Source organism: Streptomyces sp. WM6386 (genome assembly GCF_000972385.1).
Classification (GTDB): domain Bacteria; phylum Actinomycetota; class Actinomycetes; order Streptomycetales; family Streptomycetaceae; genus Streptomyces.
On sequence record NZ_JXTE01000057.1, the window covers coordinates 1 to 25,817 of the forward strand.

Below are 25,817 nucleotides of genomic sequence, written 5' to 3' on the forward strand. Positions count from 1 at the left end.
CGCCCAACCGAAGCAACTGGCAGATCCGTCCCGCCCTCATCCCACAGATGCCCAGGTCGTGCCCTGCTGGCGCGGGACAGATCTGCCAATTACCGGCGAAGAGCCTCGGCCGCCGGTACACCGAGGGCCCAGGGCCAGCCAGCCCGGCGATCCGTCCTGCCATGGCCAGCTGGACGGGAGCCCTCATACATCCCTCAGTTCCTGCCGAGGCCCCGGCTCCCGCACCCTCCACCGCCGCAGCGCCCGCACCTCCGGCAGTCGCGGGGCGAAAGGCCGCAGCACCAGCGCCAGCACCGCCCCGGCCGCGAGGCCCGGCAGCGCCCACCACCAGTCGGTGCCGTCACCCGATCCGGGCCGCTGGGCCGGGGCCGCCGCGGGCGTCGGCTCGGTGGCCTCCGCCGGCTCCGTGCCGTACATGTCCCAGGGCGGTGGGTACTCCACCGAGTAGTCACCGTCGGAGGCCTCGCCCATCACGCCCAGGTTCTCGAGGAGGCCGCGGAGGACGGCCGGCTGTTCGGCGCGGTGCCAGGTGCCGTTCGTCGACGCGTCCAGGTTGGCCGCCGTGTGTATCCAGACCGCTTTGGAATCCACCGCCGGATGGACCCGGTCGACCCGCCACGGCGTCACGTCGTGCAGCATCCAGGTGACATTGATCTGTGGGCCGGCGGCCAGATCGGCCTCGGGCGGCTTGTCCGCCGTGCCCGCGCCCGGTTCGCCGAGGAGCCGCTGCAACTCGCCGTACTTCTTGTCCGAGTGGTAGAGCGAGGCCGTCTCCGTACTCCACGGCGAGACGATCAGCACGCTGGTCGGCCCGCCCGCCGAAGCAGCCCCGGCACCCCACAGGGTCAGCCCGAGCGCAGCCGCCAACACCCCTGCCAGCGCCCCCAGTCGACGCCGCCCACCCTTCCAGCCGCTCATCCGCCTGTGCATCAGAACCCCCAACCAGCCGATGCCGTACGGCCCGCCCCCGTCTCCGCGAGCCGTGTGTCACTTCTGGTACACCGCCCGACCCGCCGGGGTTCCCACCCCGACCGCACTATTTCGGGGACTTCTCCAGCGACTTCGCGATCTCCACCGCCCGCGCCTGTGACACCACGCCCTCCAGCCGCAGCGTCACGTCCTCGGTACCCACCCCATGGCTCCACAGCAGGGTCGGCCCGGCGGTCCGCTCGGTGCGGGTGTAGCGCTCCCCGTCCGCGTCCACCAGCCAGAAGCTCAGCAGATGGGGGCGCGGAAACCACAGGGCCGTGTCGTTCGCCGTGCCGACGCCCCCAGGGTCGTCGCCCAGGGAGATCCACTCCGGCTGCTCGCGCACGGTCTTCGTGAAGGCGATGTCCAGTCCGGCCGCGAACTGGTCCAGCCGGATCGTCCTCCCCCGCTCACGCCAGCACAGGGTGACCAGGGTCCGCCCTCGCGCCTCCCCGGTCACCGTCACCGCCACCGCGTCCGGGCCGCCGAGCGCGTCCGGAACCAGCGGCGCGAACCCGGCCCGCCGCTCGGCCTGCGCGAGGGAGACCGAGCGGCCGCAGCCTGGCACCTCGGCGCCGGGCGAGGGCGTCGCCGACGGGTCGTAGCGCACCTCGACCCCGGCGAAACCGAACCAGTCGTAGACCGCGGCCCGCACCGGCGGGGTGAGCGCGAGCACCGTCAGCAGACCGCACAGCGCCGCGCTCAGGGAGCGCCACCGCATCCGCGTCCAGCGCCGCACCGCGGCCAGCCGCTCACGGGCGGGCGGCGGCTCGGCAACCGGGACCGGCACCTGGTCGGCGAGTATCTGCCCGAGCACCCGCTCGACCATGGTCTCGGAGCCGCTGGAGCCGCCGGTCTCGTCGCCCCCGGGCGCGTCCAGCGACCTGCCCAGCGCCCGCAGCTCCTCCGGCAGCCGCGAGGCACCGCCCTGCGACGCCCGCCCACGCCCCCACGGGCTGGGACCCCGGTCCCCGCCACGACCGCGCGGACCCCGGCCACCGGCGTCCTCGGGCCCACGGCTGCCCTCACCGCCGTACGGCTCTCGCCTCTCACCCACGCTCAGCACCCCCTTCCCGAGGCTCGAAATCCGGCAGCAGCCGACTCATTTTCCGCAGCGCGCGGTTCAGCCGGGATTTCACCGTGCCCCGGGGCCAGCCCAGGGCCTGGGCCGTCTCGGACTCGTCCATCTCCAGCAGATAGCGGTAGGTGACGACCAGGCGGTGCTCCTCGCTCAGCTTCTCCAGGGCGGACAGGAGGGCCGCGCGGCGCTCCGTCTCGAGTGTCGCGACCGCCGGATCCGCCGATTCCGGTATCAGCGGCTCCGTCTCCACGAAGGCCGCCTCCCGGCCGGCGAGCGTGCGCTGCCGGGCCGCCGTACGCACTGTGTTCCTCGTCTCATTGGCGACGATCGACAGCAGCCACGGCCGGAACACCGCCCCGTCCTTGAACCTGCCCAGCGCGCAGTACGCCTTGACGAAGGCCTGCTGCACCACGTCCTCCGCGTCCGCACCCGCCCCGAGTGCCGCGGCCGCCCGGAGCGCGATGCCCGTGTGGGCGCGCACCAGCTCCGCATACGCCTCGGCCTCCCCGGCGCGTACGCGTGCGATCACCGCGGCCTCATCGACGATGCGGCCCCCCTCCCGCGTTCTCACACCTTTGTTACACCGCAGGAGAGGGATCGGTTCCCATCTGTTTCCGACCAGTTCCGAATCGGGGCCCGACACCTGAGAGAATGGTGAGCATGGCCTCTGATCGTCCCCGCGTGCTCTCCGGAATCCAGCCCACCGCAGGCTCGTTCCACCTCGGCAACTACCTCGGCGCCGTTCGCCAGTGGGTGGCCCTGCAGGAGTCCCACGACGCGTTCTACATGGTCGTCGACCTGCACGCGATCACGATTCCGCAGGACCCGGCGGAGCTGCGCGCCAACACCCGGCTCGCCGCCGCCCAGCTCCTCGCGGCCGGTCTCGATGCCGAGCGCTGCACGCTGTTCGTCCAGAGCCATGTCCCCGAGCACGCCCAGCTCGCCTGGGTCATGAACTGCTTCACCGGTTTCGGTGAGGCCTCCCGCATGACCCAGTTCAAGGACAAGTCCGCCAAGCAGGGCTCCGACCGCGCCTCCGTCGGCCTCTTCACGTACCCGATCCTCCAGGTCGCCGACATCCTGCTGTACCAGGCCAACGAGGTCCCGGTCGGCGAGGACCAGCGCCAGCACATCGAGCTCACCCGTGACCTCGCCGAGCGCTTCAACGGCCGGTTCGGCGCGACCTTCACCGTCCCGAAGCCGTACATCCTCAAGGAGACGGCGAAGATCTACGACCTTCAGGACCCGTCGATCAAGATGAGCAAGTCGGCGTCCACGCCGAAGGGCCTGATCAACCTCCTCGACGAGCCGAAGACCACCGCCAAGAAGGTCAAGAGCGCGGTCACCGACACCGACACCGTCATCCGCTACGACGCCGAGAACAAGCCCGGTGTCAGCAACCTGCTCAGCATCTACTCGACCCTCACGGGTACGGGAATCGCGGAACTGGAGCAGAAGTACGACGGCAAGGGCTACGGTGCGCTCAAGACGGACCTCGCCGAGGTCATGGTCGAGTTCGTGACGCCGTTCCGGGAGCGCACCCAGCAGTATCTGGACGACCCGGAGACGCTGGACTCGATTCTGGCCAAGGGTGCCGAGAAGGCGCGCGCCGTAGCCGCGGAGACGCTGGCGCAGGCCTACGACCGGGTCGGCTTTCTGCCCGCCAAGCACTGAGGCGTAGGCCCGCACACACGTACCACTGGACAGAGCGCTGCACATCACTACGGTTGCGCCTGCCCACAACACAGCCGTGGCCGTACAGTCGATAGCCGTACGGCCGGGACGAACCCGACAGGAAGACAGGGAGACGACGTGGGGACCGTAACGATCGGCGTGTCGATCGCGGTCCCGGAGCCTCACGGCAGCCTGCTCCAACAGCTGCGCGCGGGCTTCGGCGACGCCGCGGCTCACGGCATCCCCACGCATGTCACGCTGCTGCCGCCGACCGAGGTCGACGACACGGCGCTCCCGGCCATCGAGGCGCATCTGACCGAGGTCGCCGCGACGGGACGGCCGTTCCCGATGAAGCTGTCCGGCACGGGTACCTTCCGGCCTTTGTCGCCGGTGGTGTACGTACAGGTCGTGGAGGGCGCCGAGGCCTGCACCTGGCTGCAGAAGCAGGTGCGTGACGCGTCGGGGCCGGTGGCGCGTGAGCTGCAGTTCCCGTATCACCCGCATGTGACCGTTGCCCACGGCATCGACGACGCGGCGATGGATCGGGCCCACGAAGAGCTCGGCGACTTCGCCGCCGAGTGGCCGTGCACCGGGTTCGCGCTCTACGAGCAGGGTTCGGACGGGGTGTGGCGCAAGCTGCACGAGTACGCGTTCGGCGGGGCCGTGGTGCCGTCGCAGGGTTCGGCGCCGGTGGAGCAAGGCACCAAGGCGTAGCGGGTCGCCCACGCGGCTCTGCCGCACATCGACCCAGCCGCGCGCCCCGGGAAGAAGGGGCGCGCCCAGCTGGACCCGCGTGAGCCGGAACCGCTCAGATCGGCAGCCTCCGGAACAGCTCCCTCGGTACGTGCCGCAGTGCCGACATCACCACGCGCAGCACCCCCGGCACCCACACCGTCTCCGAGCGGCGCCTCAGGCCCAGCTCGATCGCCGTCGCCACCGCCTCCGGCGTCGTCGCCAGGGGCGCCTCCGGAAGACCCGCCGTCATCTTCGAACGCACGAACCCGGGGCGTACGACCATGACGTGCACGCCGGTGCCGTGCAGCGCGTCGCCCAGGCCCTGGGCGAAGGCGTCGAGGCCGGCCTTGCTGGAGCCGTAGATGAAGTTGGAGCGACGGGCGCGTTCGCCGGCGACCGAGGAGAGGACCACCAGGGAGCCGTGCCCCTGGGCCTGCAACGCGCGCGCGGAGACCAGGGCGGCCGACACCGCGCCCGTGTAGTTGGTCTGCGCGACCCGCACCGCGCTCACCGGCTCGCGCTCGTCGTGCGCCTGGTCGCCCAGGATCCCGAACGCGAGCAGCACCATGTCGATGTCGCCCTCCGCGAAGACCTTGCCGAGGACCGTCTCGTGGGACTCGGGGTCCAGCGCGTCGAAGGCGACGGTGTGCACGTCGGCCCCCAGTGCGCGCAGATCGGCCGCGGACTGTTCCAGCGCGGGGGAGGGGCGCCCCGCCAGCCACACCGTGCGGCAGCGACGGGCGACGAGGCGGCGCGCGGTGGCCAGCGCGATCTCGGACGTGCCGCCGAGGACGAGCAGGGACTGGGGGATGCCGAAGGCGTCCTTCACGACAGCAGCTCCTAGAGGTTGCCGGGGGTGAGCGGAAGTTGCCGGGATTGCCTAGAGGGAGAGACGGCGCGACAGGTCAGAGACGAACACCGCGCGCGGGTCCAACTCGGCGCGCAGCGCCCGGAAGTCGTCGAGGCGCGGATACATCGCCGCGAGCAGCTCTGGCCGCAGCCGGGAGTCCTTGGCGAGGTAGACGCGGCCCCCGGCGGTGGCCACCTCCTCGTCCAGTTCGTCCAGGAGGGCGCCGAGGCCCGGCAGGCCCGCCGGGATGTCGAGGGCGAGCGTCCAGCCGGGCACCGGGAAGGAGAGCCAGCCCGGGTCGGCGTCGCCGAAGCGCTTGAGGACGGCCAGGAAGGACGGGCAGCGGCGCTGCGAGACGCGGCGCACGATCCGGCGCAGGGTCTCCTCCTGGCCGTACCCGACGACGAACTGGTACTGCACGAGGCCGCCGCGGCCGTAGACGCGGTTCCAGTGGGGCACGCCGTCCAGGGGGTGGAAGAAGGCGGAGATGCTCTGGAGCTGCCCGGTACGCGCGCGTGGCGCCTTGCGGTACCAGAGCTCGTTGAACAGGCCCACGGTCGTCCGGGTGAGCAGGCCCTCGGGGAGGTGGGCGGGCACCGCCGGGAGCCGGGAGGTGCGGAAGGCCAGCGGCTCTCTGCGCGCGCGTGTGCCGAGCGCCTCCAAGGGCGCGTGGTCGCCGCGGGTCAGCACCGCGCGCCCCGTCGCCGCACCGCGCGCGAGCAGGTCGATCCAGGCGACCGAGTAGCGGTACTGGTGGTCGGAGGCCGACAGACGGGCCATCAGGTCGTCCAGGTCCCGTGCCCGTTCGGTGTCCACCGACATCAGTGCCGTCTCGACCGGCTGGAGCTGGACCGTCGCGGTCAGGATCACGCCGGTCAGGCCCATGCCGCCCGTGGTCGCGTCGAACAGGGGGGTGCCGCGGCTCACCGTGCGGACCTCGCCGTCGGCGGTGAGGAGTTCGAAGGACAGGACGTGCCGCGAGAAGCCGCCGCAGACGTGGTGGTTCTTGCCGTGGATGTCGGCGCCGATCGCTCCGCCGACCGTGACATGGCGGGTGCCGGGCGTCACCGGCACGAACCAGCCCAGTGGCAGCAGCACCCGCATCAGCCGGTGCAGGGAGACGCCGGCGTCGCACAGCACGATGCCGCCGGCGGCGTCGATCACGTGGACGCGGTCCAGGCCCGTCATGTCGAGGACCGCTCCGCCGGCGTTCTGCGCGGCGTCTCCGTACGCCCGTCCCAGGCCCCTGGCGATGCCTCCACGGGCTCCGCAGCCCCGGACGGCGGCCGCGGCCTCCTCGTAGGTCCGTGGGCGGATCAGGCGGGCCGTGGTGGGTGCCGTGCGGCCCCATCCCGTGACGGAAACGGTCTCGGCAGACATGCCGGTGACCGTATCGCCCTTGAGCGGGCAATTGATTCTCAAACATTCCGGGACATTCATCCTCTCCCCGAAATGGGTGATTAATGGGATGTCGCTCAATATTGCCGGAGTTATCGCGGCGTTGACGTGAACAGTGACTCCACATGGACCCATTCGACGACCGCGACCACCTCGACGCCCTCGAAGGCATGGATCACCGAATCCTTTCGGCGATCCGGGCGTGCGGTGCCGACCCGCGCGTCGGCGGTGCCGCGCGTGCCCTGTCCTGGGCCGGTGAGCACGGAGGGCTGTGGCTCGCGGCGGGCCTCGCGGGGGCCGCCGTGGACAGCGCGCGGCGCGGCGCCTGGTTGCGCGCAACAGCGCTCGTCGCCAGCGCGCACGTCGTCAGCATGGGCGTGAAAAGGTTGGTGCGGCGCCCGCGTCCCGCGCACGTCGACCCCCCCGTCCGCACCGCCGGCCGACACTCCTTCCCGAGCTCGCACGCGACCTCCGCGACGGCCGCCGCGGTCGCCTTCGGCGTGCTGGGGGCACGCGCCGTCCCGCCCCTCGCCGCCGCGATGTGCCTCTCGCGCCTGGTCGTCGGGGTCCACTACCCCTCGGACGTCGCGGCGGGCGCGCTCCTGGGGGCACTCACGGCGCGCGCTGGAGCGCGCTGGATGAGAGGGGGCGCGTGTGACTGAGACAGCGCCCCTCACCAACAGCGCGCACTCCAAGAGCACGGCGCTTCTGGAGCAGCGCACGCCCCAACGCCACGCCCCACCACCCCGCAAGGGCTCCCTCCTGGGCGGTCTCGTCCGGACCGCACGCCCCAAGCAGTGGGTCAAGAACATCCTCGTCATCGCCGCCCCGGCCGCGGCAGGCCGGCTCTTCACCGCGCACGCCCTCACCCGACTCGCCCTGGTCTTCGCGCTGTTCACGGCCTGCGCCGCCGCCGTCTATCTGATCAACGACGCCCGCGACGCCGAGGCCGACCGCGCCCACCCCACCAAACGCCACCGCCCGGTCGCCGCCGGACGGGTCCCCGTACTCCTCGCGTACGCCGTCGGAGGCGCCCTCGCCGCCCTCGCGGTCGCCGGAGCCGTCTGGCTCACCCCGCCCCTCGTCCCGGCCCTGCTGACCGCCTACCTGGGCATGCAACTGGCCTACTGCGTCAGCCTCAAGCACGTCCTCGTCGTCGACCTCGTCCTGGTCACGACCGGGTTCCTGATGCGGGCCATGGTCGGAGGTCTCGCGCTGGGCATCCCGCTGTCACGCTGGTTCCTGATCACGACGGGCTTCGGGGCACTGTTCATGGTGGCGGCCAAGCGCTACTCGGAAGCGGTGCAGATGGCCGGGAACGCGGGCGCCACGCGTGCGTTGCTGACCGAGTACACCACCGGATACCTGCGGTTCGTCTGGCAGTTGGCGGCCGGGGTCGCCGTCCTCGGGTACTGCCTGTGGGCGCTGGAGGAAGGCGGGACGCACAGCAGTGTGCTGCCCTGGCGTCAGCTGTCCGTGGTCGCCTTCATCCTCGCCGTCCTCCGCTACGCCGTCTTCGCCGACCGCGGCACGGCGGGCGAACCCGAGGAGGTCGTCCTGGGCGACCGCGCCCTCGCCCTCATCGCTCTGGTGTGGCTCGCGATGTACGGGCTGGCGGTGGCCCGTTGGTAGACACCCGGGATCCGAGGAGTCTGCCCCGCGGAGGTCTCTGCCGCACCTCGCAGACCGCGAACGCCGTCTCCGTGGCCGGAATCGGCCCGGCACTCGCCGCTGTCCTGCGCTTTTGGGGTACCCGCACATGGGTGTTCCGCACCGAGGGGAGATTCGGATCATGGACTGGCTGAAGAAACTCCCTGTGGTCGGCCCGGCGGTGGCCCGGCTGATGGCCACGCACGCGTGGCGGTCGTACGAGCGTCTGGACCGGGTGAAGTGGGCCCGGCTGGCCGCCGCGATGACGTTCATCAGCTTCGTCGCGCTGTTCCCCCTGCTGACGGTGGCCGCCGCGGTCGCCGCCGCGACCCTCAGCAAGTCGCAGCAGGAGGAGTTGCAGGACAAGATCGCCGACCAGGTGCCCGGCATCTCCGACCAGCTGAACATCGAGAGCCTGGTCGCGAACGCCGGCACCATCGGCCTCATCGCCGGCGCCATCCTGCTGTTCACCGGCATCGGCTGGGTCGGCAACATGCGCGAGTGTCTGCGCGCGGTGTGGGAGCTGCCCGACGAGGAGGGGAACCCGCTCCTGCGCAAGGCCAAGGACGCGGGCGTGCTGTTCGGCCTCGGTGGCGCCCTGCTCGTCACGATCGCCGCGTCCACCGTGGGCTCCGCCATGGTCGGCTGGATCAGCGACGAGATCGGCATCGACCGGGAGGGCTGGGGCGCGATCCTGCTGCGGACCGCCGCGCTCCTGATCGCCGTACTGGCCGACTTCCTGCTGCTGCTCTACGTCCTCACCCTGCTGCCCGGCGTCCAGCCGACGCGCCGCCGGCTGCTGGTGGCGGCGCTGATCGGCGCGGTCGGGTTCGAACTGCTGAAGCTGCTGCTCAGCGGCTATATGCAAGGCGTGGCGTCGAAGAGCATGTACGGCGCCTTCGGTGTCCCCATCGCCCTGTTGCTGTGGATCAACTTCACGTCGAAGCTGGTGCTGTTCTGCGCCGCCTGGACGGCGACGCAGAGCAAGGAGGACACGGACGTCAGTGCCGACGACGTACCAGATCCGGCAGCGGCCACCGGCGGTTGACGAGGAACGCGCCGGCCGCCAGCAGCACCAGCACCCCGCCGGTGATCGCCAGCGCGATACCGATGCCGCCCGAGCCCTTCTCGACGGCGGCCGCCACCGGCTTGCCCGAAGCCGAAGCCGAGGCGGAGGCCCCGCCCGCCTGGCCGTTGTCGTTCGCCCCGGGCTGGGCACTCGCCTCCGCACCCTTCGGCGCCACCAGCTCACCCACCGGCTCGACCTTGCCCGCGGCCTTGAAGCCCCAGTCGAAGAGCTTGGCGGTCTCCTTGTAGACCTCGTTGTGGTCGTCCTTCTCCGGGTTCATGACCGTGACCAGCAGCACCTTGCCGCCCTGCTCGACGACGCCGGTGAAGGTGGCGCCGGCGTTGGTGGTGTTGCCGTTCTTCACGCCCGCGATGCCCGGGTAGACATCGACGTCGGAGTCACCGGACAGCAGCCGGTTGGTGTTCTGGATCTCGAAGGAACCGCGGACCTTCTTGCCCTTCTTGTTCTTCTTGGTCTCGCCGGGGAACTTCGCGGTGACGGTCGAGGAGTACTCGCGGAAGTCCTTCTTCTGCAGCCCGGAGCGGGCGAACAGCGTCAGGTCGTACGCGCTCGACACCTGCCTCGGGGCGTCGTAGCCGTCCGGGCTGACCACGTTCGTGTCGAGGGCCTGGAGCTCCTCGGCGTGCTCGTTCATCTCCGCGACGGTGTTCTTCACGCCACCGTTCATCGCGGACAGCACATGCACCGCGTCGTTGCCCGAGCGCAGGAAGACACCGAGCCACAGGTCGTGGACGGTGTACGTCTCGTCCTCCTTTATCCCGACCATGCTGGAGCCGGCGCCGACGTCCGCCAGGTCCGAGGGGACGACCTTGTGCTCGGTGGTACCGGGGAACTTCGGCAGGAGCGTGTCGGCGAACAGCATCTTCAGGGTGCTCGCCGGGGCCAGCCGCCAGTGCGCGTTGTGCGCGGCCAGCACCTCGCCGGACTCCGCGTCGGCCACGATCCACGACCGCGCGCTGATGTCCTTCGGCAGCACCGGCACCCCGCTCGCCAGATTGACCTGCGTCCCGGCCTGCCCGAGCCGGGCACCGCCGACGGTCGACATGTTCGCGGGGGGAGTGGCCGACGGACTGGTCGAGGCCGACGCCGAGGACGAAGCCGAGCTCGACGGCGTCGGACCGGGGGCCGCGAAGGCGGGCGCGGCGGCCAGTGCGAAGGACGTCAGGGCGGCGGAAGTGACCAGCAGGGAGCGCCTGGCGGTCTTCTGAGGTGCGGACACGGTCGGAAACGTACATGCCGTGGGCCGGGAAGTCCCGCCGCCCGCCCCACCCCGGACGCGGAACCGGACACCCGGCGGAGATACTGGGCGTATGAAGCTCAGCCGCCCCGTCTCCTGGTTCCTGCTCGCCTTCGGGGTGTGGAGCTGGATCATCTGGATCACTTTCGTCAAGAATCTCGTCAAGGACGGCAGCGGGCTCGCGTTCGACGACGCGGGCGACCCGACCGCTTACTTCTGGGTGCACCTGCTGCTCGCCGTCGTTTCCTTCGTATTGGGGACGGTCGTCGGGGCCATCGGGTTGCGCGCAGTGCGCGCACTGCGCCAGACGTCATAGAAGAGAACTGAGGGATACGACTCCGTGGTCATCGTCTTCGCGCTGCTCGCCCTGGGCGTCCTGGTGACGGGCAACTGGTACGTGTGGCGCCGGTTGTTCCGCGACACGACCGAGCGCCCCGGCTGGGTGCGCCGCGCGGGTGCCGCGCTGATCGCCGGCGGCTGGCTGATGGCGGTCGGCGCCCTCGTGGCCGAGCGCACCGGCGCGCCCTTCTGGTTGCAGCGCGCGCTGGCGTGGCCCGGTTTCCTGTGGCTCGCGCTGTCGATCTACCTGCTGCTCGGTGTGGTGGTGGGTGAGGTCGTACGACCCCTGCTGCGACGTTTCCTCGAACGGCGCGACCGGCGACGGGCGCCCGCCGAGGTCGCCCTGCCGCGGCCGGAACCCGTACCGCAGCCGGAATCCGTACCGGCGGGCGCGCCGCCCGAGGAGTCGCGGGAGGCCGAGCCGCAGCCGACACCCGCGGAAGCCGCCCCGGAGGAAGGCCCGGAAACAGGCCCGGAAGCCGCCCCTGACGCCGCCTCGGGAACGCCGCTTCCCTCCCGCCGTCTCTTCGTCTCCCGTGTCGCCGCCGGTGCCGCGGCCGCCGCGGCGCTCGGGACCGTCGGGTACGGCACGTACGGCGTCCTGCGCGGCCCGAAGGTCAAGCGGGTCACCGTGCCGCTGGCCAAGCTGCCGCGCGCGGCGCACGGTTACCGCATCGCCGTGGTCAGCGACATCCATCTCGGTCCGGTCCTCGGCCGCGGCTTCGCGCGGACGGTCGTCGACACGATCAACTCCACGCAGCCCGACCTGATCGCGGTCGTCGGCGACCTGGTGGACGGCAGCGTGAAGGACCTCGGTCCCGCGGCGGCGCCCCTGGCCCGACTCCAGGCGAAGCACGGCACGTTCTTCGTCACCGGCAACCACGAGTACTTCTCCGGCGCCGAGCAGTGGGTGCGGGAGGTACGGCGGCTCGGGATGCGCCCGCTGGAGAACGACCGTACGGAACTGCCGTACTTCGACCTCGCCGGCGTCAATGACATCGCGGGCGAGAGCGAGGGGCAGGGCCCTGACTTCGCCAAGGCGCTCGGCGACCGAGACAGGGCACGCGCGTGCGTGCTCCTCGCCCACCAGCCGATCCAGATCCACGACGCCGTCGACCACGGGGTGGACCTCCAGCTCTCCGGCCACACCCACGGCGGCCAGCTCTGGCCCGGCAACTTCGTCGCCGAGCTCGCGAACCCGACCGTCGCGGGGCTGGAACGTTACGGCGACACCCAGCTCTACGTCAGCCGCGGCGCCGGCGCCTGGGGTCCGCCGACCAGGGTGGGCGCCCCGTCGGACATCACGGTGATCGAACTGGCGTCGAAGAAGGCCTGAGGAGCAGGTCCGGCGACCCTCGCGGGCGGACTCTGTGACGGCCCTGTGAAACGGGGCGGTAACACCTTGCGGCAATGACTTTCTCAACTCTCAAGATCCCTCTTCCCCCACCTGAAACGCGTGTGGTTAGGTGAGCCGCGCCGCCAGGGGAGGCGGCGTTTTTGCGCTTGGGGCCGTGGGGGCCCGGGGAGGGCACCGATGCGATCGGTTCGCATACGGATTCTCGCGACGCTGCTGGTGTTGGCGGCCGTCGGAGTGGGCGGCTGGCAGCTGATGCCGTCGCAGGAGGATTCGGGCAAGACCATCAAGGTGGGCACGTCGGACGTCGTCACGTCCCTCGACCCGGCCGGCGCCTACGACGCCGGGTCCTGGGCCCTGTTCAGCAACGTCTTCCAGTCCTTGCTGACCTTCGAGGCGGGCGGCGCGAAGCCGGTGCCCGACGCGGCGAAGAGCTGTGAGTTCGACGGCAGCGATCTGCGCACCTACCGGTGCACGCTGCGGGAGGGGCTCGCCTTCCCGAGCGGGCGCGCGATGACCGGCGAGGACGTGAAGTACTCCTTCGACCGCGTCAAGAAGATCAAGTCGGACGTCGGCCCCTCCGCGCTGCTCGACACCCTCAAGTCGGTGTCCGTGAGCGGCCTGACCGTCACCTTCCATCTGTCCTCCGCGGACGCCACCTTCCCGTTCAAGGTGGCCACCGGAGCCGGCTCGATCGTCGACCGCACCAAGTACCCGGCCAATGGCCTGCGCACCGACAACGGCGTGGACGGCACCGGCCCGTACGAACTGACGGCGTATACGAAGAACACGAAGGCGGACCTCTCGCCCAACGGGCGCTACGAGGGCGCGGTCGAGAGCGCCGGACGCCCCGTCGAGCTGCGCTACTACAAGGACGCCGACGCCCTCAACAGCGCCTGGGAGAAGAAGCAGGTCGACGCCGCCACCCGGCAGCTGCCGCCGAAGACGCTCGCCGAGCTGAACCCGAGCGACCCGAGCATGCGGGTCTCCGAGGCCGACAGCTCCGAGGTCCGCAACCTCTACCTCAACACCCGAGCCTCCTCGCCGCTGCGCGACACCAAGGTCCGTCAGGCGATGGCCTGGCTGATCGACCGTGAGCGGCTGGCGGCCACGGTGTACGAGGGGACCGTCGACCCGCTGTACTCGCTCATCCCGACGGGCATCACCGGCCACACCACGGCGTTCTTCGACGCCTACCCGAAACAGAGCGCCGACAAGGCCCGCGCCCTGCTCACCGAGGCCGGAGTGAGCCTGCCGGTCCGCTTCACCTACGGCTACGGCATCGGTCGCGCCTCCGCCGCCGGGGAGGCGAAGGAGCTCAAGCGGCAGCTGGAGGCGAGCGGTCTGTTCAAGGTGACCGTCAAGGGCTACGAGTGGACCGACTTCCAGAAGCGCTGGGTCGGCGGCAAGCTCGACGCGTACGCGGTCGGCTGGGTCGCGGACTACCCCGACCCGGACACCTACGGCGGCCCGCTCGTCGGCACCGACGGAACCATGAGCACCGGGTACAGCAGCGCCCAGGTCGACGGTCTGATTCAGGCCAGTCAGCGGTTCGAGGACCGCGGTGCCGCCACGGACGACTTCCGATCGCTGCAGGACGCCGTCGCCCGAGATGTTCCGGTCATTCCGCTCTGGCAGGCCAAGGAGTACGTGGTGACCAGCGAGGACGTCGGCGGTGGCCAGTATCTTTCGGACGGCACCGGTGTCTTCCGGCTCTGGCGGCTCAACTGGATCTGACGCGATCTCGCGGCATTGACATTCGCCGGAGTGACGCGGGGTAGCAGCCCTACGCAGCACCATGTGACGGAGGTGTGCGCGGGGTGAGGAGCAAACGTGTTGAGACGCAACTCCTTCCGGCTGCCCCGGCATCCGGCTTCCGTCGGTCTCGCCCGGCGCCGGGTACGGGACCATCTGGCCGACTGGGGGCACGGGACCGACGATCCGGCGCTGGCGGACGCCGTACTGCTGGTGTCCGAGCTGGCGACGAACGTCGTACGCCACGGGCCCTTGCTGGAACGCGAGTTCGAGGTGGCGGTGACCGCGCTCGCCGACGGCTCCTGCCTCATAGAGGTGTCCGACGAAGGGCAGCTGGAGCCTCGGCTCAGAGTCGTCGGGGAGTGGGAGGAGACCGGCCGCGGGCTGCACATGGTGGAGAACATCGCCGCCGCGTGGGGCGTGTGGAGCAGAGGGCGGCACGGCAAGACCGTATGGGCCCTGGTACCGGCGAACACCTGACTACGTCCGCGCCGGCAGGATGACCGTCACCGCCAGCCCCTCGCCGGGAGCCGTCCGCACCGCCACCCGCCCGCCGTGCGCCTGCACGACCCCCTGCACGATCGCCATGCCGAGCCCGCTCCCCGCGCCCCCGCCGGCCCGGAAGAACCGGTCGAAGATACGCGCCGCGTCCTCGTCGCAGAGCCCGGGACCCTCGTCCGCGACACACAGCCGTACGACCCCGTCCGCCCGCTCCACCCCGAGCCGCACCGGCACGTCGGCGGGCGTGTGGGTGCGCACATTGCCCACCAGGTTGCCCAGCACCTGCCGCAGCCCCGACTCGTCGGCGTGCACCAGCAGCGCGCCCTCGGCGCCGACGCTGACGGGCCGGTCCGGCTGCTGCACCCGCAGGTCCTCGGCGGCGTCCCGCACCAGACGGCTCAGATCGACATTGCGGAACCGCAGTTCGGGCTGTTGGTCCAGGCGGGCGAGCGTGAGCAGCTCGTCCACCAGCCGCCCCATCCGGTCCGCCTCCGCCATCACCCGCGCCCAGGCCCGCTTGCGCTCGGCCTCCTCCCGCAGCATGCCCTTGTCGTACAGCTGGAGGTAGCCGCGTATCGCGGCCAGCGGGGTGCGCAGCTCGTGCGAGGCGTCGGCGACGAACCGGCGCAGCTGGGACGCGCTGCGCTCGCGCGTGCGGTACGCCGACTCCACCTGCTGGAGCATGGAGTTGAGGGCGACGCGCAGCTGCTCGACCTCCAGCGTGGCCTCCCGGCTGGACGGCACCCGCCGGGTCAGATCCCCCTCGGCGATCGCCGACGAGGTCTCCACCATGTCCTCCAGCGGCCGCATCCGGCGCCGCACGCTGAACATCGTCAGACAGGCCAGCAGCGCCAGCAGCAGGGTGCCTATGGCGAGATCGAGCTTGACGGCCTTGCCGACACCTCTGTGGACGGCCTCGGTGGAGGTGGCCAGCAGGACGTACGTGCCGTCGGCGAGGCGGGTCGCGGTCGCCCGGTAGGCGTCGCCGCCCACCCGGATGTCGTGCGGTTCGGTGTCGGTGGCCAGCACGCGCGGATCACCCACGGCGCTCGCGAAGTCCCGCTGGACGTCGCTCGGCGTGTATCCGGCCAGGGAGAGCGTGCCGCCCCGCTCGTCGACGAGTGTGAGGAGCTCGTCGGGCCGGGTCTCCTCCACGCTCTGCCGCATGAACTGCTCGCGCACGATCGCCAGGTCGGTGAGCCCCTCGATCATCTCCAGCGTGAGATGGGAACCGCCCAACGACTTTCGCGTCTGGTCGAGTTCGCCGTCGATCTGGTCGAGCAGGTAGTACCGCATGCCCATCACGCTCACCGCGGTCGCCGCGACGATGCCGAGCGCCAGCAGCGCCACGTTCGCCAGCGTGAGCCGGGCGCGCAGCGAGTGCCGGGACAGGGTGCGCGGAAACCTCATGCGAGCCCGTATCCCACGCCGCGCCGGGTCGTGATGACCGGCGGCCCCAGCGCGTCCAGCTTGCGCCGCAGATAGCTGATGTAGGTCTCCACGATCGTCGACTCGGGCGGGGTGTGCTCGTACTGCCAGACGTGGCGCAGGAGTTGCTCCTTCGGCACGATCCGCCCGCCGTTGCGCACCAGGAAGCGCAGCAGCGCGTACTCGGTGGGGGTGAGCTCGACGGTCCCTCCCGCGCGGTGGACGCTGTACGTCGTCTCGTCCAGCTCCAGATCGCCGTACGTCAACGGCGGCCGCTGCGGCAGCACGTCGGCGTGGCGCGTGCGTCGCAGTACCGCGGTGACACGGGCGATGACCTCGTCGATGTTGAACGGCTTGGTGATGTAGTCGTCGCCGAAGCCGAGGGCGCCGACGATCTCGCCGGGCGAGTCGCGTGCGGTGAGGAACACCAGCGCCATGTCGGGGCGCTCGGCGCGCAGTCGGCGTCCCAGGGCGCGTCCGTCGCCGTCGGGGAGCATGACGTCGAGCAGCGCGACGTCGGGCCGGGTGCGCTCGGTGAGCGCCAGGGCCTCGCGGACGGTGCCCGCGATCATCACCTCGAACCGGTGGTAGCGCAGGGCGATGGCGAGGACGTCCGCGATGCTCTCCTCGTCCTCCACCACCAGCACGGTGCCTGGGGCCGTCGTCATGCCCCCAGTATCGGCGCAGCCACTGACAGCCGGGCCGGTCGGGTGCTTTGGAGTTCCTTGAGAGTCGGTCGTAACCGGTGTCCACGCGCGCGGGCCGGCGCCAATCCTGTTGCCCAGGACCTGGGGGACCAACCGACCGACAAAGAGGGAGCGTTGATCGTGGCGGCATTGGCACGGTGGTGCTATCGGCACCGGCTGGTGGTCCTGTTGCTGTGGGTGGGGACGGTGTTCGGTGTGGGCTTCGCGGGTTCCGCCGCGGGCACGGACTACGCGAACACGTTCTCGCTCCCGAACACGGACTCCACGCGCGCGTACGACCTGATGGAGAAGGCCTTCCCGCAGAGCGCGGGCGACACCGACACGGTGGTGTGGAAGGTCGAGGAAGGGTCGGTACGGGACGAGTCCGTACGGTCCCGGATCGAGCCCGCGCTGAAAGAGATCGGCGCGATGAAGGGGGTCGGCGAGGTCACCGACCCCTACGCGGCCGGCGGCGCGGCGCAGATCAGTGAGAGCGGGCGGATCGCCTACGCCCAGGTCACCTTCGTCGAGCAGGCCAACGCCGTGCCCAAGGAACTCGTCGAGGACGTCGTCGACACCGCACGGGCGGCCGAACGCGACGGACTCCAGGTCGAGTTGGGCGGCCAGGCGATCACCCGGACGCAGGAGCCGCCGACCGGCATCGCCGAGATGGTCGGCATCGTCGCCGCGGCGGTCGTGCTCTTCCTGGCCTTCGGCTCGCTCTTCGCGATGCTGCTGCCCCTGGTGGTCGCCATCGCGGCCCTCGGCACCGGCCTGATGGCCACCTCGCTGCTCAGCCATGTCACCGACGTGCCCGAAGTCGCCCCGCTGCTCGGCTCGCTGATCGGTCTCGGCGTCGGCATCGACTACGCCCTGTTCATCGTGACCCGGCACCGCCGCGGCATCCTGCGCGGCATGAAGCCCGAGGAGTCGGCGGTCGTCGCGCTCAACACCTCCGGGCGCGCGGTGCTGTTCGCGGGCGGCACGGTGTGCATCGCGCTCGCCGGCATGCTCGTGATGAACATGCGGTTCCTGGACGGCGTGGTCATCGCGACCTCGCTGACGGTGGTGCTGAGCGTGCTGGCCGCGGTCACCCTGCTGCCCGCGCTCCTCGGCCTCCTCGGCATGCGCGTCCTCAGCCGCCGCCAGCGGCGCAGGCTCGCCGCCACGGGACCGGAGCCGGAGCTCACGAGCGGCCTCGCGGCGCGCTGGTCGTCGTACGTCCAGAAGCGCCCGCGCGCGGTCGCCGGGCTGGCCCTCGTGGTCATGGTGATCCTGGCGCTGCCCGTGCTCTCCATCCGGCTCGGCGCCACCGACCAGGGCAACCACCAGGAGTCGACGACGACCCGGCAGGCCTACGACCTGCTCGCCGAGGGCTTCGGGCCCGGCTTCAACGGCCCGCTCCAGGTGGTCGTCTCCGAAGGCGACGCCCAGGGGCTGGTCTCCCGTATCGAGGCCACCGAGGGCGTGGCTCAGGTGGCCGCCGTACCGCCCGCGAACGGGGTCACGCTGATCCAGGTCGTCCCGACGACCTCACCGCAGTCGGAGAAGACCGACCAGCTCATCGACCGGCTGCGCGACGACGTGATCCCCGCCTCCGGCGCCGAGGCCCACGTCGGCGGTGTCACGGCCGTCTTCAAGGACTTCGCGGCCGTGACCGGCGAGCGGCTGCCGTACTTCGTCGCGGCGATCATCTCGCTGGGCTTCCTGCTGCTGCTCGTCGCGTTCCGCTCGCTGGTGGTCCCGCTGACCGCCGCCCTGATGAACCTGATCGCGGCGGCCGCGTCCTTCGGCGTCCTGGTGGCGATCTTCCAGTGGGGCTGGGGGACGGAGCTCATCGGTATCGGCAAGGAGGGTCCGATCACGGCGTTCCTGCCGGTCATCATGCTCTCCCTGCTCTTCGGCCTCTCGATGGACTACCAGGTGTTCCTGGTGAGCCGGATGCACGAGGAGTGGGTGCACACGAAGGACAACGCGCGCGCGGTCCGGGTGGGCCTGGCCGAGACCAGCCGGGTCATCAACTGCGCTGCCCTGATCATGATCTGCGTGTTCTCCGCGTTCGTCCTCAGCGGTGACATGGAGGGCGCGATGGCGGGCATCGGCCTCGCGGCCGCGGTCGCCCTGGACGCGTTCATCCTGCGTACGGCGCTGGTGCCGGCCGCGATGCACCTGCTCGGCACGTCCAACTGGTGGCTGCCGGACGGGCTGGAGAGGCGGCTGCCGCATCTGGCGGTGGAGCCCAGGGAAGAGGCCGTCGCGGAGGCTCCCGTGCAGGACGACGGTCCGGCGTCCGTCGTCCACGGCTTCGTCCGGGACACCGACGGCGAGCCGGTCGCGGGGGCGGCGGTGACGCTCCTGTCGAGGGGCGGTCGCCGGCTGGACCGGGTGGTGTCCCTGGCGGACGGCTCGTACATCGTGTCGGTGCCCGCCCCGGGCACGTATCTGCTGTCGGCCTCGGCGCCCTCGCACGGCTCGCGTGCGGGTCAGGTGGTCGTGGGCGAAGGGCCGCTCGTGTACGACGTGGAGCTGGCCGAGGGGGAGCTGGACGCGGTGAACTGACGCGGTTCCTAGGGCTTCCTGCCGGGGTCGGGCATCATCCTCGTCATCCCCGGCAGGAAGTCCGTGAACAGCTCGTGCACCTCGCGCACGAGCGGCCGCAGCACCCGGAACCTGGCGAGGGCGACACCGCGCGCGGTGAGCCGGGCGCCGCGCTCGGCGAGCCGGTAGCTCCGCTCGCGCCCCTCGGTCCGGTCGAAGATCCAATAGAGCACGAGCCCCATCTGCGAGAGCCACATCAACTCGGGCAGCACATCCCGCAGATCCTCAGGCACCTTGGTCTTCGTACCGGCCAGCACGTCGCGGTGGACGCTGACGGCCTCCACGCGCGCGTGCTCCGACTCGGGGGAGAACGGGCTGAGCGGGCTGTCCGGGTCGGCGGCGTTCTTGAAGAACTGCACCGCGAACTCGTGGTACGGCGTGGCGATGTCCAGCCACGCCCGCAGCACACCGGCGAGCCGCGCCTCCAGGTCGCTCTCCCGCTCCAGGACCTCCCGGACCGCCACCTGGTGCTCGGCGGCGATCCGGTCGTAGAAGCCCTGGATCAGGTGCTCCTTGCCCTCGAAGTAGTAGTAGGCGTTCCCGACGGAGACCCCGGCCTCGTTGGCGATGGCCCGCATCGTCGTCTTGTCGTAGCCGCGCTCCTGGAACAGCCGCATGGCCGTCTCCAGGATCAGGGCGCGGGTCTGCTCGGACTTGCTGGGCGTACCGCCCTCTTCGTTGTTCGCGGGCACGACGAAGAGCCTAACCAGTGGCGCGGGTGCGATCAGGGGCGGCGTCCCAGCTCCGGCCGCTTGGTGTAGTCCGTGAACCCGAGGACGTTGCCCCACGGATCGGCGATCTCGACGGTCCAGCCGGTCGCCGTGGAGAAGGGCCCGTCGAGCAGTGCGAGGTCCGCCTTGCGCAGCTCCCGTGCCGCCACGCGCGCGTTCGGCACCTCCAGCCACACGCGCGGGGAGGGCCACGGCGGCGGACGGTGCCCGATCCCCTCCTCCTGCCGGAGCAGGAGCCCCGGCGTCTCGCCCCCGGCCTTCAGCACCGCGATCCCTGCCTCGTCGAGCCGGGCCGCCACCGCGAACCCGGCGCGCTCGTAGAAGCCGACGGCCTCGCCGAGGTCACCCACGGGCAGCAGGACGTTGTCGAAACCGAGCAGCTCGTACGACTCTTCATCTGACATGCCATCAGATTAGGTGCGGGGCCGACGGATACCCCGCGGGCTTTCCGCGGGGTCACTCATTGGGCCGAGACGGAGGTCCTCGCGTCGGTACGCTGAGCCGTCTTCAGAGCCGCGTGGCAAAGGGGGCGGGAATGGTTCCGGGAACAGAGGCCTTCCTCGACGAAGTCCGAGTGGCTTTCACGGACGTCGCCGAGAGGCTGGGCCTGAGCGGCCCCGGCGAGGGGGAGCAGGACCGGCACCTCGCCGTCGCGACCTACACGGGCTCCGGCGTGCGGTACCGGATCGTCCTCGGCCTGTGGGACGGCGACGTCGAGACACACGCCTGCCGCGAGACGGGGCTGACCGAGTGCAAGGTCGCCATCGGCAAGCTGGCGCTCGCCGCGGGAGTGGCCGACAGCCGGGTCTCCTTCGGCGCCCGCAGCCTGCGGCAGCTGAGGAAGTCGCTGGCCGGGCAGGTCCGTTACGTCGAACTGGTGCATCCGCTGGTCTCCGGGGAACCGGAGGCGGCCCTCGCGCTGATGCGGGCCGCGGGGGCGCGGGAGTGGAGCAGGCCCGCCCTGCGGTGACGCCCGGCCCGTTGTCAGTGGCGGGTCGTACTGTCGGCGGCATGGGAATCGTGAGGTTCGTCGACGAGACGACAAGCGGGAGCCGTAGCGACGGCTGGGGGCTGGAGATCGCCGAGGAGCGGCTCGGCGTGCGGGAGTTGATCCGGCGCCGGGTCTTCCAGGAGGTCGCCGAGTACAACGCCCGTACGCCGGAGGTCTTCCAGGGCCTGGTCCAGCCCGAGGACACGGAGCGCGTGCTGAACGGCTACGCCCTGCGCACGCCCCGCCGGATAGACCCCGAGAAGCAGACCGAGCTGGCGCTCAAGGCCTTCGCGGGCAACGGCTTCCTGGTGCTCGTCGGCGACCGTCAGGTCACCGAACCCGACGAGGAGATCGAGCTGGCGCTCGGCACCGAGGTCACGTTCCTGAAGCTCGTCGCCCTGGTGGGTGGATGATGCAGGCAACGTCCAGACGTACAAGGACCTGATCCGCAATCGCTCCGCCGACGGGCGGCCGGAGGCGCTCGCCCATGACCTGCTCAAGGCCGCCGTCGTCAACAGCGGCAACTGGACCGGTCTGTGGAGCGGCGTCCTGGACCGGCTGTGTCGCGCAGACCTGGCCGACCTGCGCGGCGAAGGCACCGCCTCAGGCTCCGCAGCCACCCGCCCGACGCGTGGTCACGGCGATGTCGTCGAGACGGATGTCGTACGAGGACGGGGTCGGGTCGCCCTGGTAGAGCTGCCAGCCGAGCTTCAGCTTGTCGAAGGCCGGGAAGAGGAAGTCGTCGGCCGTGCCGCCGTGTTCCTTCGTGGACACGGTCAGGTCGGACTGCTCGACGCCGTCGAAATAGATCGTGACCTGGTTGTCCGTCGCGTCCAGATGGAACTCGACGCACTGCCACGCGCCGCCCACCGCCGGTGCGGAGGTCTTCCACGACGTCCAGTCGCCAGTGGGCCCGAGGTCGGAGCCGACGCCCCAGAAGTTGCGCTGGTCGGTGGGGGCGTACTGCCCGCCGAGCGGCCGGACGAGTGTGGGGGAGTCGGATCCGGACGCCTCGGCGATCGTCCAGTGCGCCCAGTCCGGGGCGGTCGGGAAGGCGTCCACCCGGATGCGCAGACGGGCCCAGTAGCTGTTGCCGGGGGCAGCCAGGTCGGGGAAGACGAGGAAGGCGCGACCGTTGCCCTCGGTGTGGATCCGGAGCTCACGGCCGTGGCCCGTGCTGCTGGGGGCGACCGTCAGGGTGCCGTCGGCGGTGTCGGTGGTCCAGCCGTGGCCCTTCGTCACCGGGCCCAGGGGGAGACGGTCGAAGCTCTCCCGGGCGAGGGTGCCGTGCGGGGTGGGGGCCGCCGAGGAGGAGGCGGGGATCGCGAGGAGTACGGCCGCTGCGGCGGAGAGGGAGGCGGCGGCCTTCTTCAGGAAGGGCATGGGGTCAGTGTGCAACTGGAGTCACACAACTCACAGGTGTCACAGGGGAGTTGGCTGGATCTCAGTCGCTCTTCGGCTGGCCTGCCTTCAGGATCTCCGCCACGTCCAGGGTGACCTCGGCGCCGATGGATTTGGGCAGGGTGACTATCTCGCCGGGGGAGTGCGGGCGGTGGCTCTCGTAATCGTTCCCGGTGGGGTCGGTCAGGACGTGGAGGCGCTGATGCTTGCGGTCGATGATCACATAGACCGGGATCTTGGCAGCTCCGTACGCCTTCACCTTGTCTCGCAGGTCGGTCCGATAGTTGCTGGAGGTGACCTCGAGGACAAGGCGGAAGCAGAGGGGGTCGTAGCAGTTGTTCTCGACGTAGTGATCCCGGTAGTCGGCGTCGACCACCGAAAGGTCGGGGATCGCGTAGTCCTCGGTTCCAGTCGGTAGCCATAGGCCGGCGCCTTGGAGCACCTTCGACTCAGTCCCGTGGAGACCGGAAGTCGCGAAGGGCAGCACAAGGTCGGTCAAGCTCTCGGCGTGAGGGCCGTCCGGCGGCGGGGACACGAGGATCTGGCCTCCGATGATCTCGACGCGGTAGCCCGGGAGGCGATCCATGATCCGGTTCGCCTCCGTGATCAACGGACGGTCCTCATGCGGCCGCTCAACAGCTGCTGCGGACATCAGGTGCCTCCTGGGGGCTGGTGTCGAGACCATCATCGTAGGCCGACCACCACCGGTATGTCCTTAACGATCACGTTCAGCCAAACGGGTGTCCGCACGCCAGAAGGCCCCGCTCCCAACGGAAACGGGGCCCTCACAGCCGTACGCAAAGTACGGAAAGCCGTACCGCCGACGACCTCAGAACCGGCGCGTGATCAGCGCCTTCTTCACCTCGGCGATCGCCTTCGTGACCTCGATGCCACGCGGGCACGCGTCCGTGCAGTTGAAGGTGGTGCGGCAGCGCCACACACCGTCACGGTCGTTGAGGATCTCCAGCCGCTGCTCCCCGGCCTCGTCGCGCGAGTCGAAGATGAAGCGGTGGGCGTTGACGATGGCGGCAGGACCGAAGTACTGGCCGTCGTTCCAGAAGACCGGGCACGACGACGTGCACGCCGCGCACAGAATGCACTTGGTCGTGTCGTCGAAGCGCTCGCGGTCCTCGGCGGTCTGGAGGCGCTCACGCGTCGGCTCGTTCGTGTCCTTCGTGATGAGGAAGGGCATGACGTCGCGGTACGCCTGGAAGAACGGCTCCATGTCGACCACGAGGTCCTTCAGGACCGTGAGGCCCTTGATGGGCTCGACCGTGATCGGCTTCTCGGGGTTGATGTCCTTGATCAGCGTCTTGCAGGCAAGGCGGTTCTTGCCGTTGATCCGCATCGCGTCCGAGCCGCAGATGCCGTGGGCGCAGGAGCGGCGGAAGGTGAGCGTGCCGTCCAGGTCCCACTTGATCTTGTGGAGGCCGTCGAGGACGCGCTCCTTGGGGTCGATCTCCAGCTGGAAGTCTTCCCAGGTCGCCTCGGCCGAGATCTCCGGGTTGAAGCGACGGACGCGGAACGTGACCGTGATGTAGGGAGAGGCCGCGGACTCCGCCTCGACCTTGTCCAGAACAGGGGTTGCCATCAGTACTTACGCTCCATCGGCTGGTAGCGGGTCTGGACGACCGGCTTGTAGTCGAGCCGGATCGACTCGGCGCCGTCGTCGCCCACCTCGCGGTACGCCATGGTGTGGCGCATGAAGTTGACGTCGTCGCGGTTGGGGTAGTCCTCGCGGTAGTGACCGCCGCGGGACTCCTTGCGGGCCAGGGCCGAGACCGCCATGACCTCGGCGAGGTCGAGCAGGTTGCCCAGCTCGATGGCCTCCAGCAGGTCCGTGTTGAACCGCTTGCCCTTGTCCTGGATCGAGACGTTCCGGTAGCGCTCGCGCAGCTCCGCGATCTTCTCGACCGCCGTCTTGATCGTCTGCTCGGTGCGGAACACCATGACGTTGGCGTCCATGGCCTCCTGCAGCTCACGACGGATCACCGACACGCGCTCGGTGCCCGTCGACGAGCGCAGCCGCTCGACCTGCTCGACGACGAGCGAGGCCGGGTCCTCCGGCAGCTCGACGAAGTCCGCCGTCTGGCTGTACTCCGCCGCCGCGATACCGGCCCGACGGCCGAACACGTTGATGTCCAGGAGCGAGTTCGTGCCCAGACGGTTGGCGCCGTGGACCGACACACAGGCCACCTCGCCGGCCGCGTACAGGCCCGGGACCACCGTGGTGTTGTCCGACAGGACCTCACCCTCGACGTTCGTCGGGATGCCGCCCATGGCGTAGTGAGCGGTGGGCTGGATCGGGATCGGGTCCGTGTACGGCTCGATGCCCAGGTAGGTGCGCGCGAACTCCGTGATGTCCGGGAGCTTCGCGTCCAGCTGCTCCGGCGGGAGGTGGGTGAGGTCGAGGTAGACGTGGTCGCCCTCGGGACCGCAGCCGCGGCCCTCACGGATCTCCGTGTAGATGGAGCGGGACACGACGTCACGGGACGCGAGGTCCTTCATGACCGGCGCGTACTTCTCCATGAAGCGCTCGCCGTCCTTGTTGCGGAGGATGCCGCCCTCACCACGGGCGCCCTCCGTCAGCAGGATGCCCATGCGCCAGATGCCGGTCGGGTGGAACTGGAAGAACTCCATGTCCTCCAGCGGCAGACCGCGACGGTAGACCGCCGCCTGGCCGTCACCGGTCAGCGTGTGCGCGTTCGACGTCACCTTGAAGAACTTGCCGGTGCCGCCGGAGGCGTAGATCACGGCCTTCGCCTGGAAGATGTGGATCTCACCGGTCGCGAGCTCGTAGGCCACGACGCCCGCCGACCGCTTGACGCCGTCGACCTCGATGAGCAGCTGGTCCAGGACGTAGAACTCGTTGAAGAACTCCACACCCTCCTTGACGCAGTTCTGGTACAGCGTCTGGAGGATCATGTGGCCGGTGCGGTCCGCGGCGTAGCAGGACCGGCGGACCGGGGCCTCGCCGTGGTTGCGGGAGTGACCGCCGAAGCGGCGCTGGTCGATCGTCCCGTCGGGCGTCCGGTTGAACGGCAGGCCCATCTTCTCCAGGTCGAGGACGGCGTCGATGGCCTCCTTCGCCAGGATCTCGGCGGCGTCCTGGTCGACCAGGTAGTCACCGCCCTTGACCGTGTCGAAGGTGTGCCACTCCCAGTTGTCCTCCTCCACGTTGGCCAGCGCGGCGGCCATGCCGCCCTGCGCGGCGCCCGTGTGGGAGCGGGTGGGGTAGAGCTTCGTCAGCACGGCGGTACGGCTGCGCTTCGTCGACTCGATCGCGGCGCGCATGCCGGCGCCGCCCGCGCCGACGATGACGGTGTCGTACTTGTGGATCTTCATCAGG

Annotated in this window: 27 protein-coding genes; 13 read left to right on the forward strand and 14 right to left on the reverse strand. The window is 70.4% G+C overall.

Annotated elements, in window-relative coordinates; genetic code table 11:
- Positions 1–183: 183 nt before the first annotated feature.
- The 3 genes from TN53_RS46955 to TN53_RS29205 form a co-directional block, all read right to left on the reverse strand.
- Positions 184–918, reverse strand: coding sequence for a hypothetical protein (locus TN53_RS46955; RefSeq protein ID WP_046261698.1), 735 nt, complete (start codon positions 916–918; stop codon positions 184–186).
- A gap of 118 nt (positions 919–1,036) precedes the next feature.
- Positions 1,037–1,882, reverse strand: a complete 846-nt coding sequence (locus TN53_RS29200) for a hypothetical protein (RefSeq protein WP_046261750.1) — start codon at positions 1,880–1,882, stop codon at positions 1,037–1,039.
- A 136-nt stretch (positions 1,883–2,018) separates the two neighbouring features.
- The gene (locus TN53_RS29205; protein WP_046261699.1) at positions 2,019–2,579 is read right to left on the reverse strand and encodes an RNA polymerase sigma factor; all 561 of its coding nucleotides are present in this window, start codon (positions 2,577–2,579) and stop codon (positions 2,019–2,021) included.
- 131 nt (positions 2,580–2,710) lie between these two features.
- Here TN53_RS29205 and trpS point away from each other — a divergent pair, with 131 nt between their 5' ends.
- On the forward strand, positions 2,711–3,724 hold the full coding sequence (gene trpS, locus TN53_RS29210) for a tryptophan--tRNA ligase (protein WP_046261751.1): 1,014 nt from the start codon (positions 2,711–2,713) through the stop codon (positions 3,722–3,724).
- Between the two features lie 138 nt (positions 3,725–3,862).
- Positions 3,863–4,438: a 2'-5' RNA ligase family protein gene (locus TN53_RS29215; protein WP_046261700.1), complete on the forward strand. Its 576-nt coding sequence runs from the start codon at positions 3,863–3,865 to the stop codon at positions 4,436–4,438.
- 94 nt (positions 4,439–4,532) lie between these two features.
- Here the strand turns inward: TN53_RS29215 and TN53_RS29220 are convergent, their stop codons facing one another.
- Positions 4,533–5,288 (reverse strand): decaprenylphospho-beta-D-erythro-pentofuranosid-2-ulose 2-reductase, encoded by a 756-nt coding sequence (locus TN53_RS29220; RefSeq protein ID WP_046261701.1) that lies wholly within the window; start codon positions 5,286–5,288, stop codon positions 4,533–4,535.
- A 51-nt stretch (positions 5,289–5,339) separates the two neighbouring features.
- On the reverse strand, positions 5,340–6,689 hold the full coding sequence (locus TN53_RS29225) for an FAD-binding oxidoreductase (protein ID WP_046261702.1): 1,350 nt from the start codon (positions 6,687–6,689) through the stop codon (positions 5,340–5,342).
- Between the two features lie 143 nt (positions 6,690–6,832).
- Here TN53_RS29225 and TN53_RS29230 point away from each other — a divergent pair, with 143 nt between their 5' ends.
- From TN53_RS29230 to TN53_RS47930, 3 genes are all read left to right on the forward strand, one after another.
- Positions 6,833–7,369: a phosphatase PAP2 family protein gene (locus TN53_RS29230; protein ID WP_046261703.1), complete on the forward strand. Its 537-nt coding sequence runs from the start codon at positions 6,833–6,835 to the stop codon at positions 7,367–7,369.
- Positions 7,362–8,339, forward strand: coding sequence for a decaprenyl-phosphate phosphoribosyltransferase (locus TN53_RS29235; RefSeq protein WP_046261704.1), 978 nt, complete (start codon positions 7,362–7,364; stop codon positions 8,337–8,339). The genes TN53_RS29230 and TN53_RS29235 overlap by 8 nt, the downstream gene beginning before the upstream one ends.
- A gap of 160 nt (positions 8,340–8,499) precedes the next feature.
- Positions 8,500–9,405: a YihY/virulence factor BrkB family protein gene (locus TN53_RS47930; protein ID WP_046261705.1), complete on the forward strand. Its 906-nt coding sequence runs from the start codon at positions 8,500–8,502 to the stop codon at positions 9,403–9,405.
- Here TN53_RS47930 and TN53_RS47935 read toward each other — a convergent pair.
- Positions 9,359–10,492: a D-alanyl-D-alanine carboxypeptidase family protein gene (locus tag TN53_RS47935; protein WP_420719136.1), complete on the reverse strand. Its 1,134-nt coding sequence runs from the start codon at positions 10,490–10,492 to the stop codon at positions 9,359–9,361. The two genes, TN53_RS47930 and TN53_RS47935, sit on opposite strands and share 47 nt — an antisense overlap.
- Here TN53_RS47935 and TN53_RS49630 point away from each other — a divergent pair.
- From TN53_RS49630 to TN53_RS29265, 5 genes are all read left to right on the forward strand, one after another.
- Entirely contained in the window at positions 10,491–10,655 is a 165-nt protein-coding gene (locus TN53_RS49630) for a hypothetical protein (RefSeq protein WP_420719137.1), read from the forward strand. The genes TN53_RS47935 and TN53_RS49630 overlap by 2 nt on opposite strands.
- 102 nt (positions 10,656–10,757) lie before the next feature.
- Entirely contained in the window at positions 10,758–11,000 is a 243-nt protein-coding gene (locus TN53_RS47940) for an SCO4848 family membrane protein (RefSeq protein ID WP_046261707.1), read from the forward strand.
- Between the two features lie 24 nt (positions 11,001–11,024).
- Positions 11,025–12,359, forward strand: coding sequence for a metallophosphoesterase (locus TN53_RS29255; protein ID WP_046261708.1), 1,335 nt, complete (start codon positions 11,025–11,027; stop codon positions 12,357–12,359).
- 198 nt (positions 12,360–12,557) lie between these two features.
- Positions 12,558–14,114, forward strand: a complete 1,557-nt coding sequence (locus tag TN53_RS29260; RefSeq protein ID WP_046261709.1) for an ABC transporter substrate-binding protein — start codon at positions 12,558–12,560, stop codon at positions 14,112–14,114.
- 96 nt (positions 14,115–14,210) lie between these two features.
- A complete protein-coding gene (locus tag TN53_RS29265; RefSeq protein ID WP_046261710.1) occupies positions 14,211–14,612 on the forward strand; it encodes an ATP-binding protein in 402 nt (133 codons plus the stop codon).
- Here the strand turns inward: TN53_RS29265 and TN53_RS29270 are convergent, their stop codons facing one another.
- Both TN53_RS29270 and TN53_RS29275 read right to left on the reverse strand, forming a co-directional pair.
- A complete protein-coding gene (locus TN53_RS29270; RefSeq protein WP_046261711.1) occupies positions 14,613–16,043 on the reverse strand; it encodes a sensor histidine kinase in 1,431 nt (476 codons plus the stop codon).
- On the reverse strand, positions 16,040–16,729 hold the full coding sequence (locus tag TN53_RS29275; protein ID WP_046261712.1) for a response regulator transcription factor: 690 nt from the start codon (positions 16,727–16,729) through the stop codon (positions 16,040–16,042). The genes TN53_RS29270 and TN53_RS29275 overlap by 4 nt, the downstream gene beginning before the upstream one ends.
- Before the next feature lie 168 nt (positions 16,730–16,897).
- Between TN53_RS29275 and TN53_RS29280 the strand changes: the two genes are divergently transcribed.
- Positions 16,898–19,306, forward strand: coding sequence for an MMPL family transporter (locus TN53_RS29280; RefSeq protein WP_046261713.1), 2,409 nt, complete (start codon positions 16,898–16,900; stop codon positions 19,304–19,306).
- Positions 19,307–19,314: 8 nt separating this feature from the next.
- Here TN53_RS29280 and TN53_RS29285 read toward each other — a convergent pair whose 3' ends face one another.
- Positions 19,315–20,037 carry a TetR/AcrR family transcriptional regulator gene (locus TN53_RS29285; RefSeq protein ID WP_046261714.1) on the reverse strand — a complete coding sequence of 241 codons (723 nt, stop codon included), beginning with the start codon at positions 20,035–20,037 and terminating at the stop codon, positions 19,315–19,317.
- Positions 20,038–20,069: 32 nt separating this feature from the next.
- Positions 20,070–20,480 (reverse strand): VOC family protein, encoded by a 411-nt coding sequence (locus TN53_RS29290; protein WP_046261715.1) that lies wholly within the window; start codon positions 20,478–20,480, stop codon positions 20,070–20,072.
- Between the two features lie 131 nt (positions 20,481–20,611).
- On the opposite strand from TN53_RS29290, the gene TN53_RS29295 reads away from it, so the two are divergent.
- Both TN53_RS29295 and TN53_RS29300 read left to right on the forward strand, forming a co-directional pair.
- Complete coding sequence (locus tag TN53_RS29295) at positions 20,612–21,046, forward strand: hypothetical protein (protein ID WP_159038216.1); 435 nt, start codon at positions 20,612–20,614, stop codon at positions 21,044–21,046.
- A 41-nt stretch (positions 21,047–21,087) separates the two neighbouring features.
- A complete protein-coding gene (locus TN53_RS29300) occupies positions 21,088–21,480 on the forward strand; it encodes a hypothetical protein (RefSeq protein WP_046261717.1) in 393 nt (130 codons plus the stop codon).
- A gap of 190 nt (positions 21,481–21,670) precedes the next feature.
- Here the strand turns inward: TN53_RS29300 and TN53_RS29305 are convergent, their stop codons facing one another.
- The 4 genes from TN53_RS29305 to sdhA all read right to left on the reverse strand — a co-directional run bounded on the left by TN53_RS29305 (position 21,671) and on the right by sdhA (position 25,813).
- Positions 21,671–22,450: a hypothetical protein gene (locus tag TN53_RS29305; RefSeq protein WP_046261718.1), complete on the reverse strand. Its 780-nt coding sequence runs from the start codon at positions 22,448–22,450 to the stop codon at positions 21,671–21,673.
- A gap of 61 nt (positions 22,451–22,511) precedes the next feature.
- Positions 22,512–23,120, reverse strand: a complete 609-nt coding sequence (locus TN53_RS29310; RefSeq protein WP_046261719.1) for a Uma2 family endonuclease — start codon at positions 23,118–23,120, stop codon at positions 22,512–22,514.
- 177 nt (positions 23,121–23,297) lie between these two features.
- Positions 23,298–24,059 carry a succinate dehydrogenase iron-sulfur subunit gene (locus TN53_RS29315; protein ID WP_046261720.1) on the reverse strand — a complete coding sequence of 254 codons (762 nt, stop codon included), beginning with the start codon at positions 24,057–24,059 and terminating at the stop codon, positions 23,298–23,300.
- A complete protein-coding gene (gene sdhA, locus TN53_RS29320) occupies positions 24,059–25,813 on the reverse strand; it encodes a succinate dehydrogenase flavoprotein subunit (protein WP_046261721.1) in 1,755 nt (584 codons plus the stop codon). The genes TN53_RS29315 and sdhA overlap by 1 nt, the downstream gene beginning before the upstream one ends.
- Between the last annotated feature and the right edge of the window lie 4 nt (positions 25,814–25,817).

Excerpts from the sequence above, each read along its gene's own strand:
- TN53_RS29225 (WP_046261702.1), bottom strand. The coding sequence starts at position 6,689 with ATGTCTGCCGAGACCGTTTCCGTCACGGGATGGGGCCGCACGGCACCC.
- TN53_RS29260 (WP_046261709.1), top strand. The coding sequence starts at position 12,558 with ATGCGATCGGTTCGCATACGGATTCTCGCGACGCTGCTGGTGTTGGCG.
- TN53_RS29290 (WP_046261715.1), bottom strand. The coding sequence starts at position 20,480 with ATGTCAGATGAAGAGTCGTACGAGCTGCTCGGTTTCGACAACGTCCTG.
- TN53_RS47930 (WP_046261705.1), top strand. The coding sequence starts at position 8,500 with ATGGACTGGCTGAAGAAACTCCCTGTGGTCGGCCCGGCGGTGGCCCGG.
- TN53_RS29305 (WP_046261718.1), bottom strand. The coding sequence starts at position 22,450 with ATGCCCTTCCTGAAGAAGGCCGCCGCCTCCCTCTCCGCCGCAGCGGCC.
- TN53_RS49630 (WP_420719137.1), top strand. The coding sequence starts at position 10,491 with ATGTTCGCGGGGGGAGTGGCCGACGGACTGGTCGAGGCCGACGCCGAG.
- TN53_RS29275 (WP_046261712.1), bottom strand. The coding sequence starts at position 16,729 with ATGACGACGGCCCCAGGCACCGTGCTGGTGGTGGAGGACGAGGAGAGC.
- TN53_RS29310 (WP_046261719.1), bottom strand. The coding sequence starts at position 23,120 with ATGTCCGCAGCAGCTGTTGAGCGGCCGCATGAGGACCGTCCGTTGATC.
- TN53_RS29230 (WP_046261703.1), top strand. The coding sequence starts at position 6,833 with ATGGACCCATTCGACGACCGCGACCACCTCGACGCCCTCGAAGGCATG.
- TN53_RS29270 (WP_046261711.1), bottom strand. The coding sequence starts at position 16,043 with ATGAGGTTTCCGCGCACCCTGTCCCGGCACTCGCTGCGCGCCCGGCTC.
- TN53_RS29300 (WP_046261717.1), top strand. The coding sequence starts at position 21,088 with ATGGGAATCGTGAGGTTCGTCGACGAGACGACAAGCGGGAGCCGTAGC.
- trpS (WP_046261751.1), top strand. The coding sequence starts at position 2,711 with ATGGCCTCTGATCGTCCCCGCGTGCTCTCCGGAATCCAGCCCACCGCA.
- sdhA (WP_046261721.1), bottom strand. The coding sequence starts at position 25,813 with ATGAAGATCCACAAGTACGACACCGTCATCGTCGGCGCGGGCGGCGCC.
- TN53_RS47935 (WP_420719136.1), bottom strand. The coding sequence starts at position 10,492 with ATGTCGACCGTCGGCGGTGCCCGGCTCGGGCAGGCCGGGACGCAGGTC.
- TN53_RS29315 (WP_046261720.1), bottom strand. The coding sequence starts at position 24,059 with ATGGCAACCCCTGTTCTGGACAAGGTCGAGGCGGAGTCCGCGGCCTCT.
- TN53_RS29295 (WP_159038216.1), top strand. The coding sequence starts at position 20,612 with ATGGTTCCGGGAACAGAGGCCTTCCTCGACGAAGTCCGAGTGGCTTTC.
- TN53_RS46955 (WP_046261698.1), bottom strand. The coding sequence starts at position 918 with ATGAGCGGCTGGAAGGGTGGGCGGCGTCGACTGGGGGCGCTGGCAGGG.
- TN53_RS47940 (WP_046261707.1), top strand. The coding sequence starts at position 10,758 with ATGAAGCTCAGCCGCCCCGTCTCCTGGTTCCTGCTCGCCTTCGGGGTG.